The sequence below is a fragment of the Pelatocladus sp. BLCC-F211 genome (assembly GCF_041928655.1).
Classification (GTDB): Bacteria; Cyanobacteriota; Cyanobacteriia; order Cyanobacteriales; family Nostocaceae; genus Pelatocladus.
In genome coordinates this window covers 101171-115043 of the sequence record NZ_JBHFLM010000057.1, presented here as the reverse complement: position 1 = coordinate 115043, position 13873 = coordinate 101171, and the positions used below count along the sequence as shown (strand labels likewise).

Annotated in this window: 8 protein-coding genes; 6 read left to right on the top strand and 2 right to left on the bottom strand. The window is 42.4% G+C overall.

All coding sequences use genetic code 11. From position 1 onward, the window contains the following. Positions 1-147 precede the first annotated feature (147 nt). Both ACE1AT_RS06625 and ACE1AT_RS06620 read left to right on the top strand, forming a co-directional pair. Positions 148-1707, top strand: a complete 1560-nt coding sequence (locus tag ACE1AT_RS06625) for an HlyD family efflux transporter periplasmic adaptor subunit (protein WP_374866527.1) — start codon at positions 148-150, stop codon at positions 1705-1707. A 209-nt stretch (positions 1708-1916) separates the two neighbouring features. Beyond that, positions 1917-2159 carry a hypothetical protein gene (locus ACE1AT_RS06620; RefSeq protein WP_374866525.1) on the top strand — a complete coding sequence of 81 codons (243 nt, stop codon included), beginning with the start codon at positions 1917-1919 and terminating at the stop codon, positions 2157-2159. Between the two features lie 50 nt (positions 2160-2209). On the opposite strand, the gene ftsH is transcribed toward ACE1AT_RS06620, so the two are convergent. Further along, positions 2210-4126, bottom strand: coding sequence for an ATP-dependent zinc metalloprotease FtsH (gene ftsH / locus ACE1AT_RS06615; protein WP_374866523.1), 1917 nt, complete (start codon positions 4124-4126; stop codon positions 2210-2212). A 598-nt stretch (positions 4127-4724) separates the two neighbouring features. Between ftsH and ACE1AT_RS06610 the strand changes: the two genes are divergently transcribed. Beyond that, on the top strand, positions 4725-5270 hold the full coding sequence (locus tag ACE1AT_RS06610) for an NADPH-dependent FMN reductase (RefSeq protein ID WP_374866521.1): 546 nt from the start codon (positions 4725-4727) through the stop codon (positions 5268-5270). A 272-nt stretch (positions 5271-5542) separates the two neighbouring features. Here the strand turns inward: ACE1AT_RS06610 and ACE1AT_RS06605 are convergent, their stop codons facing one another. After that, positions 5543-6442 carry a hypothetical protein gene (locus ACE1AT_RS06605; RefSeq protein ID WP_374866519.1) on the bottom strand — a complete coding sequence of 300 codons (900 nt, stop codon included), beginning with the start codon at positions 6440-6442 and terminating at the stop codon, positions 5543-5545. 348 nt (positions 6443-6790) lie between these two features. On the opposite strand from ACE1AT_RS06605, the gene ACE1AT_RS06600 reads away from it, so the two are divergent. From ACE1AT_RS06600 to ACE1AT_RS06590, 3 genes are all read left to right on the top strand, one after another. Further along, entirely contained in the window at positions 6791-7795 is a 1005-nt protein-coding gene (locus ACE1AT_RS06600) for an NAD(P)/FAD-dependent oxidoreductase (protein WP_374866517.1), read from the top strand. Positions 7796-7911: 116 nt separating this feature from the next. Next, entirely contained in the window at positions 7912-8886 is a 975-nt protein-coding gene (locus tag ACE1AT_RS06595) for a 50S ribosomal protein L11 methyltransferase (protein WP_374866515.1), read from the top strand. A 409-nt stretch (positions 8887-9295) separates the two neighbouring features. After that, positions 9296-13303, top strand: coding sequence for a hypothetical protein (locus tag ACE1AT_RS06590; RefSeq protein WP_374866513.1), 4008 nt, complete (start codon positions 9296-9298; stop codon positions 13301-13303). The last annotated feature ends 570 nt before the right edge of the window (positions 13304-13873 follow it).

Genomic DNA, 13873 nt, shown 5'->3' with positions numbered 1-13873 from the left:
AACTCAAAAGTTCTAGTTTGAAACCTGAAAGTTCTAATTTAAAACCTGAAAGTTCTAATTTAAAACCCGAAAGTTCTAATTTAAAACCCGAAAATTCTAATTTAAAACCCGAAATCTCTCCCCACCCTTTACACCCCTCACACCTCCATGAATAACTCCAACGGTTCTCATCCTCACTCTAACGGTCATGGAAACAACGGTAAAACTGCTGTTTCGACTCTCAACGATACATCCTTGGCGACTCCTTCCCTTGATGTACCCCCAACACTCAAACGCTTTGATCAGCCTGTGGTGTTACGACAGTCATCGATTTTACCGAGGGCGGTAGCTTGGACTTTAATCACTATGACTACTGCTGGGGTAATCTGGGCTTGTGTGGCACAGGTTGAAGAGGCGATTCCTGCTCAAGGTAAACTCGAACCAGAAGGAGCTGTCACGGAAGTTCAAGCACCAATTACGGGTGTTGCCAAAAAAATTCTAGTCAAAGATGGGCAACAAGTAAAACAAGGTGATTTATTGCTGACTCTCGATCCAACGGTTGATAACGCTGAACAAATATCACTGCGAAAAATTCGCGCTGCTTTGATGGCAGAAAATCGGTTTTACCAAATGCAAATGGCTGGTAAAACTCTTGCTAATTCTCAACTGCTAGCGTCGCTACCTGCTGAACAAGCTTTTTTAACAAAACACCGCGCAGAATTGGTTGCTGAAAATCAACTTTATCGGCTGCAATTGCAAGGTGCTACGACTGGTGGAGGGTTAAGTGCAGAGCAACAAACACGATTACAGTCTGCTGAAGCCGAGGTGCGATCGCGCATTAGTGCTGCTAAGTTAGAAGTTGATCAGTTGCAAAAGCAGTTAAAACAAAATCAAGTTGAATTGGCTAGTGCTAAAGATTTACTAGTTATAGAAAAAACGATTCTTACAGATTTGACAGTGTTGCTAAATGAGGGAGGAATTGGTAGAAATCAGTATTACAAGCAGCAACAGCAATTTCGCAGTCGCCAAGCAGATGTGGATCGACTTTTAGAAGAGCAAAAAAGACTACAGTATGCAATTACACAAGCAGATGAAAAGGTAAAGAATGCGATCGCTCTCAGTCAAACAGAGGTGCTGACTAAAATTGCTGATAATCAAAAGCGAATTGCAGAAATAGACAGTCAACTCACTAAAGCAATTGTTGACAACGAGCAGCAAATTGCCCAAATTGATAGTCAAATCAGCAAAACCCAGCAAAATCTACGTTACCAAGAACTCAAAGCCCCTGTTTCGGGTACTGTATTCGATTTACAGGCTCATAATCCTGGTTATGTCACTAACTCTTCAGCGCCAATTCTCAAAATAGTTCCCAATCAATCGCTTGTTGCTAAAGTCTTCATTACCAACCGCGACATCGGTTTTGTCAAAGAAGGAATGAAAGTTGATGTCAGAATTGATTCTTTTCCCTACAGTGAATTTGGGGATATCAAAGGTAAACTAGTTTGGGTTGGTTCCGACGCCCTACCCCCCGACAATATTTATCCCTTCTACAGATTTCCCGCCAAAGTCGTGCTTGAACAACAGTATTTAATGATTAGCGATCGCCAAATCAATCTCCAATCAGGGATGTCAGTCAATACCAATATCAAACTTCGCAAACGCAACGTTGCTAGTATTTTTACTGACCTGTTTAGCAAGAATATAGAAAGTTTGAAGTTTGTGAGGTAAAAGGGAACAGGGAATGGTATATGGTATAAAGATGTAGCAGAACAAAACCGGATTTGCACTCAATCAAAAATTGAGGGAGAATTTTCTCAATACAGCAATGAAGATAAGCGTATAAATAGTGGATTGTGGTCAACTTCCTCACTATCTACATAAATATATTCTGCCAACACAATACCTACTACAACGCTGTGTTGACTAAGCTGTAATAAATGCTGCTTTCAATTAGGTTTATGGCCAGAAGACGGACAATATTTCAGATAGCAGAAAAGTTAGAAAGTTCTTTAGAGCAAGGACAAACCCAAGATCCCGATGTAGTACAAAATATGCGATCGCATTTTTGGCATCGGATGCCAAACTGCTTAACAAACAAAGCCAAAAAAGCATTTCCCAGGCTTTCCCAATTATGCCATCGACATTGGGTAAAGCAAAATATATCCAGATCGATAACTTAATATTCTTTTAATATACGGGCGCATAGCCATGCGCCCGTATTCTGTATGCTCTACCCACTAACTACTAACTGTTGCTTTTCAGGTAACTGAGTATACTCAGCAACAATTTTGCGGAACTGCTCTCCTTCTATGGTTTCCTGTTCTACTAACAAGTCTACAAGACGGTCTACTAATGCGCGGTTTTCACGGATAATTTTCCGGGCTTCTTGGTAACAAGAAATAGCCATTTCTCGCACTTGTCTATCAATTTTGGTGGCCATTTCTTCGGAATATTCGTTGCGGCTGACCCAATCTCTACCCAAGAAGACATCACTATTTTGAGTTTCTAAAGCTACTAGTCCCAAGTCAGACATCCCATACATTGTCACCATCTTTCGGGCTAGGTTCGCAACCATTTTCAAATCGTTACTAGCGCCACCTGTAACTTCAGATTCTCCAAATACTTCTGCCTCTGAGGCTTTTCCTCCCAGTGTCATGGTAATGTTATCTTGTATCCAAGCACGAGTGTAAAGACCACTATCAATCATCTCTTCATTGAGAATTTGCTGAGAGAAACCACCGACTCCACCAGAACGAGGAATAATGGTGACTTTATTTAAAGGGTCTGCGTGGGGTAAAAGTGTAGCCAACAGAGCGTGTCCTATCTCGTGATAAGCAATCAATCGCTTCTTGTTGCTATCTAACAATGGGTTGAGAGTTAACCCAATCGTCAGCCTATCAATAGCATCGTCAATTTCTATCTGTGTAATTAAATCTTTGCGTCTGCGTGCTGTGAGAATAGCTGCTTCATTCAACAGGTTAGCTAAATCTGCTCCTGTAAAACCGGGGGTGCGGCGTGCAACAACTTCTAGGGAAACTGCTGGATCAACCTTCTTATTACGAGCGTGAACTTTTAAAATTTCCAAACGCCCTTTCCTGTCTGGTGCATCAACAATTACCTGACGGTCAAATCTTCCAGGTCTGAGTAATGCTGCATCCAAAACGTCTGGGCGGTTAGTAGCAGCAATAATAATAATGCCTGTATTGCCCTCAAAACCATCCATTTCGGTCAGCAATTGGTTAAGAGTTTGCTCTCTCTCGTCGTTACCACCACCAATACCAGCACCCCGTTGTCTACCAACAGCATCAATTTCATCGATAAATATTAAACAAGGGGCATTATCTTTGGCTTTTTTGAATAAGTCACGGACACGAGACGCACCGACACCAACAAACATTTCCACAAATTCTGAACCGGAAATGCTAAAGAAGGGAACGCCTGCTTCCCCAGCAATGGCTTTTGCTAATAAAGTTTTACCAGTACCTGGAGGCCCTACTAACAGCACTCCTTTGGGGATGCGTGCGCCAACAGCAGTAAATTTCTCTGGTTGTTTGAGGAAGGTAACAACTTCTTGCAGTTCTTCTTTTGCTTCTTCAATACCCGCGACATCATCGAATTTGATCCCAGTTTTTGCCTCCATTTGAAAACGAGCTCTGGATTTACCAAAGTTCATGGCTTGACTAGAAGCATTCGTAGAGCGGCGGAGGAAGAGCAACATTAAAGCAACCAGTGGCAAAATCCACATGAGATTGATCAAAAGACCAACAGCAGCTTTACTGTTAGCAGAGGAAACCTCGTCAAACTGGACATTTCTATTAGCTTTAAGTGTATTGATTAATTCTGGGTTTTGATCCAAAAGTTTTACACGTTGCGGTTGAGCATTTGGCTCCTGTCCCTTGAGATACACATCTGCTACTTTTTCGGTTTCGTCTAAATCTACCCTGACGACTTCTCCATTTTCAATTTTTTGGAGCAGTTTGCCATAGGTAAGAGTGTTGTTATCCTGCTGCTCTGCTTTTTGTGCCAAGGCTGGAGTCCCTGCGACAAATCCTGGCGACATCATCATAGCGGCTACCAACGCCCCTGCCAAAGCTGTACGTTTTGTCGGTCGCTGTTTTGTTGACACCTTTTTTTCAAAACTTCTCATAAGAATAACCCTTTGTCCGCTGCCATGATCTGAGCGCTGGTTTTTTATGGCTTTATCTTTTAGAAAGAGTAGAAATAACCTTTTCTCACTCTAGTGTAGCTCTGCATTCAGGTATTAGGATACCTTCTGCTCTGTGCCGTTGATTCAACTTGAAAAAGGGTGTGGGGGTATAGGGGTGTAAGGGTGTAGGTTTTTAATCAAGCAATGAGTGGTGACTGTAAAACCAAGGGAATAATCATCGTTTCATAAATTCTTACACCTCTACACCCCTACACCCTCAAACCAGTATTTTTTGGGCAAAGTGTAAAAACCGTATAGGGATTGGGGATTATTAATTCTTTTATCAGAAAATATTGTTTTCAACAGGAATTTGACAGGTTTGGTTACATATAGTTAAGATATATTCATAGTCGTAATGAGTTTGTTTATCAAAGAATATCTTACTTAAGGGAGTTTAGCTAACTTCAAAAGAGATATACGAGTGTAAGGGTGTGGGAATAGGACATTGGTCATAGTTAATAACTAGCATTCCTCAACCGTGGTGTATGCAGTTAATGTCACTTTTTATTGAAGTTAATTAGCAACTGAGTGATTGATTATGGTAAAAATAGTTGGCATTGGTGGCAGTTTAAGGGCAGACTCTTATAGTCAAATAGCTTTACGTTTGGCAGCCCAACGGGTAGAAGCTTTAGGTGCAGAAGTGGAAATACTGGATTTACGGGAAATGCAGTTACCGTTTTGTAACGGAGAACAGGAGTATCCAGATTATCCAGATGTGCAAAGGTTGCAATATGCTGTGAGTCGTGCTGATGGCTTAATTTTGGCAACCCCAGAATATCACGGCAGTATCAGTGGTGTTTTAAAAAATGCCTTGGATTTGATGAGTTTTGAGCAATTGTCTGGTAAGGTTACAGGATTAATTAGTGTGTTGGGGGGACAACCTAACAGCAACGCCCTGAATGATTTAAGGATAATTATGCGTTGGGTACACGGCTGGGTGATTCCCGAACAAATTGCTATTGGACAAGCCTGGAAAGCTTTCAGCCCTGAAGGGAAGTTATTAGATGACAAGCTTGCTCAACGTTTTGATCAGTTTGCTCAGAGTTTAGTAGATAATACCCGCAAGCTCAGAGAAGTGGATTAATTTGTTTGCGATCGCGTAGCGGCTGCTTTGCAGCATTGCTTTCACGTTGCAAAAAGTTTGTAGTCAGGACTTTAAACCTCGTCCATCTTGAAGAGAGGAGTTTTTCAAAAAGGACAGTTATGTAGGTTGGGTGGAACGGAGTGTAACCCAACATTAACCAGACTATAATGTTGGATTTCGCTGTCGCTACACCCAACCTACAAAACTACAGTTCTCAAAGTAGACGTACTTTAGTCTTTTCTTGAGGACTAAAGTCCTGACTACGAACTTAATTAATTTCGAGAAAAGGTAATTTTATCGACTGCAACCTTTGACATCGGTGTCATCTCTCCAGTTTCTATATCCACAGAAAAAAGAGAATTAGTTGCTTCATGTTTAGGATTAGCAAGCGCATAAGCTTTTCCTGATGGAGAGAAGGTAAGACTTAATAAGTCATTGTGCAAAGGCTGTTTATCAAATGTTAATGGTGATAAGGTGACGATGTTTCCTTTATTGGTAATCATAGACCGATTATCCAGGTCTAGCTGTATCAATCTTGGAACACCTTCCACACCGAGAGTAGTACCATAAATTTTTTCATCCGGGCTGAGTGCAAGATTGCTAAATCGTCTATCCGGTGGTAGTTCCGGTAAAACTAAATCAGAATCAGTAGAGACTTTACCATTTTGTGGGTTAATAATCACCATCTCAAAAGGAGGAATACCTCCATTGAGACTTGCTATACCAATTAGTTTGTCGTCTTTTGTAGCCACTAAACTTTCAATTGTACAATTGGATTTTTTAAATCCTGATATTTTTTTAGATTTAGAAGATCGACGATCAAAAAATAGCAGTTTACTATAATTTCCGTTTTTGGTTAATGCTGTACTTACAAGAACAAATGTCCCATTTGATAGGCAAGTAAAACCAGTGATTCGCTCACTTGGTTGAGTATATAAAGCTTTGCTGGCTATCTCGGTTTTTGTATCAGTGTTATCTACTTTTGTCGGGAGAATCTCATTAAAAGTTTTAGGTAGAATCTGGCTCGTCAAAGCCTGTCTACCAGTTGGTAGGTCTAAAGAAACTAAAGAAATTGCTGGGGTAGTGTTAGCAAAGTCGGTAGAGATTGTTTGGTTTAGACTTTGCTTCTTGTTAAATTTTGCTCCAATGAGCGAGTTTGCTGCATTTGTCAATGTCCTACCTCCAAATTTGGCGATCGCTATTCATAGCACCAACTGACCAAATTGTTGACATTTGAATTGCTGCTCAGAGATTGGCAACTTTAGTATATGTTAGTTTGATGCTAATCAATATTAATCTTTGCAAAATTGGGAAAGTGTACGGAAGTGCATGAATTAGCAAAGAACTATACTGATGCTAGTTGCTATCACTTAACTGTGCTAATTATCAGAAGTCTGAACGTCAGCGATCGCCTGCCACGATAAATAATAAGATATTTTGATTTTCAAAAACAAAAAATAAAACAGAGAGCGTGAGAAAATCAAACTTCAACTCCTGATATTCTTGAGTAGGTATTTCGCATGTCTTCGTTTACGACCTCAACAGCCTCTACACTCTCCTATCTGGTGATTGGCGGTGGTATGTCTGGTTTAATTGCAGCTACAGTACTACGCGATCGCCACATGCAAGTTACTGTAGTTGATAAAGGTCGGGCGATTGGTGGGAGAATGGCAACTCGTCGCATCCAAAATCCTCAATACGGCGAAGGTGTTTTTGATTACGGCGCTCAATATTTTACTGTCCAAAATTCCAGATTTCAAACTTTAGTCAATAGCTGGATTCAAGAAGGAATAGTTAAGCAATGGTCACTTAATAATCACATCTTGAGTAGAGAAATTTACTATCGAGGAATCAGTAGCAACCGTGCTATTGCTCATCATTTGGCTGAAAGTTTGGATGTTCATACAAATACAAGAGTTATAAAATTTACATGGCTAGATGATTATTGGCAAGTCCAAACAGAAACTAACGACACCTTCTCAGCAGATGTATTATTACTAACGCCACCCCTACCTCAAACTCTAGAATTATTAGAGCGATCGCAAATACAATTACCACCAGAAACAAAACATCGACTAGAACAGATAGTCTATGATCGTTGCATAGCAGTACTTGCTCTGTTGTCACAACCAAGCCAGATTCCCAATCCTGGAGGTATACAATTAGATGGACATCTCCTGAGTTGGATTGCTTGCAATCAAAAAAAGGGAATTTCACCCCAAGGTAACGCGGTAACACTCCATGCAAATTCTGAGTTTAGTGAAACTCACTGGGAAGCGGATAATGCAGTTATTACCAATCAACTTTTTGAGGCTGCATCACCGTGGTTAGGATCTTCGGTGATTGATTATCAAGTGCATCGCTGGCGCTACAGTCAACCACAGACAGTCTACGGTGAACCTTACTTGGTGCTAACTGAACCGGGGCCAATAGTTGTATGTGGAGATGCTTTTATTCAACCAGATGTGGAAGGCGCGGTTTTGTCTGGATTAGCTGCTGCTGATTATTTATTAAATAATTTATAAAAAGTGAAAAATCAGACATACATAACTAAGATAAAAAAGTTATCTTCCGCCGATCAGCAAAGCCGTTCGGTGAGATTTCCCAGTACCTGTACGGCTAAACCCGAAGGAAGAAAATTATGTCATGGATGCAGTTAAGCCTCAACACAACAGAAGAAGCTGTCGATTGGGTCTGTAGCCTACTTGCTTCAACCAACTATACCAGTGATATTCGGATTGCAAAATATACTGAATCCAAGTTACACGAACTAATAGATCAAGATATCACACAACCTTGCTGGGCATTTACTGTCTGTTTCTATCTACCCTGCGACGTTCATACAAATGTACGTAGATCAGAAATTGTTGACTTACTTTCACCCTTGGAACGGGTAGGACTCGCTACTACTATTCACACAAATGTATTTGAGGACAAACCAGCAAATTCTGAAGAAATTAGTCCCGTTATTCGTCATATCGGTAAACGGTTTGTTGTGCTTTCTGCTGATACGTCTGATCATTCTCAAGCAGTAGACGAAGTTACCTTGAGACTAAAGACAAGTCTTGCTTTTGGCAGTGGTTTACATCCAGCAACTATCCTCAGTCTCCAACTAATTGAACGTCATGTTGTTCCCGAAATGAATGTTCTTGATCTGGGATCGGGTTCAGGTATTCTGAGTGTGGCGATGGCAAAGTTGGGGGCGCAAGTATTGGCGTTAGACAACGATCCAATTGCTGTGGAATCAACTCATGACGCTGTACATCGTAATCAGGTTGAGCAGCAGGTAACAGTCATGGAAGGGAGTTTGGGGCAGGGAAGCAGCTTAGGACATTGGCTAGGCAGGGATACAATCAGTAACGTAGCAACCATTGAACCAACTGCCAGCTTTGACCTCATAATTGCGAATATCCTAGCGCGGATACATATCGCCCTTGCTCCTGACTTTCGGCGATCGCTGCGTCACACTGATAAGCAAGCAGGTATATTAATTACATCCGGTTTTAGCATCGATTATGAAGATGCAGTCACAACATCTTTGAAAGACGAAGGATTCGAGGTTATCGATTGTGAAAGATTAGATGAATGGGTTGCACTTGCTTACAGCTTGAAATAATGGCGAGTTTTGTAGCGTGTGTTTGCCGTCCCCGACTTCCCTAAAGTTGTCGGGGATTTGATGTATTTGGAGTGGCAAAATTATTTTACTGATGAGCGATCGCATTTCAATAAACCACTGCGCGTCTCAATACCGTTCGGTTAAGAATTTTTCGTCACAATTTTGGGCATGTAGAGACGTTGCAGTGCAACGTCTCTACAGGGTTTAGATGTCAATCGATTTGTCTTATCCGAACCGTATTGCTCTAAACCAACAACTAAAATTTTTCTTATTCCCTATTCCCTGTTCTTTGTTCCCCCCTTTTTGTAAATATTTAGCTTATTCTCTGGAAAACTTTAGATTTATTGTGTATCTAACCATCAAGTTTGTTCAATCAAGAATTTTATGCTGTTATCAGGAGTTACGCTCAATGCCTCTCAATCAAAGGCTAGTTGACATAGACAAAATCTTAGATACTGAGTATGAAAAACTTGGTAAATTTCGACTCCGCATAGCTTCCACAGCCAGTCTTCCAGAACAATTTGATCTTGAACAACGCATCAAAGAAATAAATCAAAACATCCGTAAATATAAGGCTGAGTATTGGCAACTGCTAGCACAAGAAGCACACTTGGCTCAAGTTACAGAACCAGATGCAAACAATGCTATTCTCCAAGTAGTGCAGAATGTGCAAATCATTGCCAGTAAATTCGGTGCTAACTATCCTGATGACTTGAAGCAGAAGCTACAAAAAATCCTCAACCAGCTTCAGGAAGTAGACAATCCAGCAACAGCTAAAGCTAAATTTGCACTAAATTTAATACCAGAAATATTATTGTATGAAGTAGAGCTAGCAACAGAAACATCTCTGCTCATAGCTTTTCAACCCCTGAGACAACTATTTGAAACATCACTAATTGAGACACCAGTAATTAGCCCCGATGCAACTTGCCCGTATCGGGGCTTGCTAGCATTTCAAGAGCGGGATCAGGAATTTTTTTTTGGGCGAGACAGATATGTTGAAGATTTATTGAAAGTTGTTCGTCAACAACCCTTAGTAGCTTTGATTGGTGCTTCTGGGAGTGGTAAATCTTCGGTAGTGTTTGCGGGACTCATTCCCCAATTACGAGCAACGGGAAATTGGCTGATTGAATCATTTCGTCCCCAAAATCAGGCTAGTTACGGACTGGCTTCTGCTTTGGTGCGTCTGCTGAAACCAGAACTCGATGAAATTCAGCAACTAGGGCGAGCAAAAGAACTGCTTGCAGAGATAGAGAACGGTTTAACACTGCCAGAGATATTAGCAAGTATTCGCCAACGCCATCCTGATAAAAGAATATTGTTAGTCATTGACCAATTTGAAGAACTTTATACTCTCTGCCAGGATACACAAGAACAACAGCGATTTGTTGATGCAATCCTCGCAGCAATACAATCAGCCCCAGATAACTTGACGGTGGTATTGACATTGCGGGCAGACTTTTTTAGTTATGTGTTGAATTATGCTCCTTTTGGGGAAGCATTACAACAGCACAAGCCGCACTTACTTAGTGCGATGAACCGGGAGGAAATGGAAACTGCAATTGAGCAGCCAGCTAAGAAAATGGGGGTGACACTGGAGGAGGGACTAACAGAACGTATTCTTGATGATGTGAAACAGGAACCGGGAAACTTGCCTTTGCTAGAGTTTGCTTTGACTCAACTTTGGGCAAAGCAAAATAGCGGACAATTGACACATCAAGCCTATGAAGAAATTGGCGGAGTTGACAAAGCACTGGCAAATCATGCAGAAGCTGTTTTTGAACAATTGAGCGAAGCAGATCAAAAACGGGCAGAACGAGTATTAATTCAGTTAGTGCGTCCGGGAGAAACGACAGAGGACACCCGTTGCATTACTACCCGTGAGGCTGTAAACGGCGATAATTGGGATTTAGTGACACGCCTTGCTTCTAGTCGTTTAGTAGTGACTGGACGAGATGAAGAGAAACAAGCAGAAACAGTTGAGGTGGTGCATGAAGCCCTGATTCGGGAGTGGACGCGGTTGCGCGGGTGGATGAATGATAACCGCGAGTTTCGCACTTGGCAAGAACGGTTGAAAGGGCGAATGCGAGAATGGGAAGCAACAGGCAAAGATGAGGGGGCGTTGTTGCGGGGTTTGGCTTTAGCTGAGGCGGAAGATTGGCGAGGTAAACGTCAAGAGGAACTTAGTGATACAGAAATACGATTTATTCAGGAGAGTGAAGCATTAAGAGACAAGGAGAAAGAAGAAGAAAAACGCAGGCGGGAAGAAAAGATACGCCTACAGCGTCGCATTAACATTGGGCTTGCTAGCTCTTCTGTAGTAGCAATAACTTTAGCAGGGTTAGCTGGTATTGGTTGGAGGAGTGCTGCAATCAATGAAATAAATTCTAATGCCAAGAATTCATCTGCGCTTTTGAGTTTAGATGAGCAAGAAGCCTTAAAAATAAGTTTAAAAGCTGTTGTAAAAATGCAACATACACCTTGGGTAGATGCAAATACCCGTACGCAAGTAGATATGGCATTACTACATATAGTTGACAACGTTGCAGCGCCAAACACCTTGGGAGGACACGCAAAATGGGTTTATGGTGTCAGCTTCAGCCCGAATGGCAAAATGCTAGCATCTGCAAGTGCTGACAAGACAGTGAAATTATGGGATACCAGCACTGGTCAAGAAATTAAAACCCTCACTGGGCATACAGACTCGGTTTATGGTGTCAGCTTCAGCCCGGATGGCAAGATGCTGGCAACCGCAAGTCGTGACAACACGGTGAAATTGTGGGATACCAGCACTGGTAAAGAAATTAAAACCCTCACTGGACATACAAAATGGGTTTATGGCGTCAGCTTCAGTCCGGACGGCAAGATGCTAGCAAGCGCAAGTGCTGACAACACTGTGAAATTGTGGGATACCAACACTGGTAAACAAATTAAAACCCTAACTGGACATACAAACTCAGTTAATGGCGTCAGTTTCAGCCCGGATGGCAAGATGCTGGCATCTGCAAGTGGTGACAACACGGTGAAATTGTGGGATACCAGTACTGGTCAAGAAATTAAAACCCTAACTGGCCATAAAAGCTGGGCTAATCGCCTCAACTTCAGCCCGGATGGCAAGATACTGGCAACCGCAAGTTCTGACTACACGGTGAAATTGTGGGATACCAGCACTGGTAAAGAAATCAAAACCCTCATCGGGCATAGAAACGCGGTTCAGGACGTCAACTTCAGCCCAGATGGCAAGATGCTGGCATCTACAAGTGTTGACAAGACGGTGAAATTGTGGGATACCAGCACCTATAAAGAAATTAAAACCCTAACTGAGCATACAAACCCGGTTTATGGTGTCAGTTTCAGCCCGGATGGCAAGATGCTGGCAACCGCGAGTGCTGACTACACGGTGAAATTGTGGGATACCAGCACCTATAAAGAAATTAAAACCCTAACTGGGCATACAAACTCGGTTAATGGCGTCAGCTTCAGCCCAGATGACAAAATGCTGGCATCTACAAGTGGTGACAAGACGGTGAAATTGTGGGATACCAGCACTGGTAAACAAATTAAAACCCTAACTGGGCATACAAACTCGGTTTTCGGCGTCAGGTTCAGCCCGGATGGCAAGATGCTGGCAACCGCAAGTGCTGACAACACGGTGAAATTGTGGGGTACCAGCACTGGTAAAGAAATTAAAACCCTCACTGGGCATACAAACTGGGTTTATGGCGTTAGCTTCAGCCCGGATGGCAAGATGCTGGCATCTGCAAGTGTTGACAAGACGGTGAAATTGTGGGATACCAGCACTGGTAAAGAAATTAAAACCCTAACTGGGTATACAAACTGGGTTTATGGCGTCAGCTTCAGCCCGGATGGTAAAATGCTGGCAACCGCGAGTGCTGACAACACGGTGAAATTGTGGGATACCAGCACCTATAAAGAAATTAAAACCCTCACTGGGCATACAAACTCGCTTTTTGGCGTCAGCTTCAGCCCGGATGGTAGAATGCTGGCAACCGCAAGTGCTGACTACACGGTGAAATTGTGGGATACCAGCACTGGTAAAGAAATTAAAACCCTCACTGGGCATACAAATTGGGTTTATGGCGTCAGCTTCAGCCCGGATGGCAAGATGCTGGCAACCGCAAGTTCTGACTACACGGTGAAATTGTGGGATACCAGCACCTATAAAGAAATTAAAACCCTAACTGGGCATACAAACTCGGTTTATGGCGTCAGCTTCAGCCCAGATGGCAAAATGCTGGCAACCGCAAGTGCTGACAACACAGTGAGATTATGGAGGCGAGATTTTGATTATTTATTAAAGGAAGGATGCCATTTTATAGGCGAGTATCTCAAGCCTAATCCTCAAGATGAGGAGGCGCGTGAGATTGACAAGGATTTGTGTGAGGGTAAGCGCTAGGTTTCTGGGTTTATTCGTTGAGGTGGATGGGGAGAGGGGGACGCGGGGATGGAGACAGGGGGGACAAGGGGAGCCACTGCGCCCTTGCGGGTCCCCCGCGTTGTAGCACGTGGCGTGGACAAGGAGGATAGGGGGGAGTGTCAATTAGTTTTTGGTTGCTGGTTGGCGATCGCATTCCAAGAAGCCGCTATCTGTCTACCCACTCTCTAAATTCACATTTATCACAAAAATCGTCTTATTCATAGAGAACATCGCGATATTTGTGACCTTCCAAAACCGATATTGACCTGTTAGAAAAAAGCTTAAGCGCTCTGTGTGAAAGGTTACTACTGGCAGTTGCCGTAAAATACGGTAAAGACAGCCAAGAATATGTGATGGCTGGTGGTGTTCGCAAAAGCGATCGCATCCGTAAAAGCACAGCCACCCGCTTAAAAGATTCTCCAGAAGAAGCACAAGAGCAAGGTTTAACGCCAGAAATCTTACAATAATTTCGTAGAAAGGACTAAAGTCCTTTCTTGAGGACTAAAGTCCTCACTACAAACCTCGCAGCAGCCAATTCAATTTTCCAAA

Coding starts and splice junctions, on each gene's coding strand:
- ACE1AT_RS06625 (WP_374866527.1), top strand. CDS start 148: ATGAATAACTCCAACGGTTCTCATCCTCACTCTAACGGTCATGGAAAC.
- ACE1AT_RS06620 (WP_374866525.1), top strand. CDS start 1,917: ATGCTGCTTTCAATTAGGTTTATGGCCAGAAGACGGACAATATTTCAG.
- ftsH (WP_374866523.1), bottom strand. CDS start 4,126: ATGAGAAGTTTTGAAAAAAAGGTGTCAACAAAACAGCGACCGACAAAA.
- ACE1AT_RS06610 (WP_374866521.1), top strand. CDS start 4,725: ATGGTAAAAATAGTTGGCATTGGTGGCAGTTTAAGGGCAGACTCTTAT.
- ACE1AT_RS06600 (WP_374866517.1), top strand. CDS start 6,791: ATGTCTTCGTTTACGACCTCAACAGCCTCTACACTCTCCTATCTGGTG.
- ACE1AT_RS06595 (WP_374866515.1), top strand. CDS start 7,912: ATGTCATGGATGCAGTTAAGCCTCAACACAACAGAAGAAGCTGTCGAT.
- ACE1AT_RS06590 (WP_374866513.1), top strand. CDS start 9,296: ATGCCTCTCAATCAAAGGCTAGTTGACATAGACAAAATCTTAGATACT.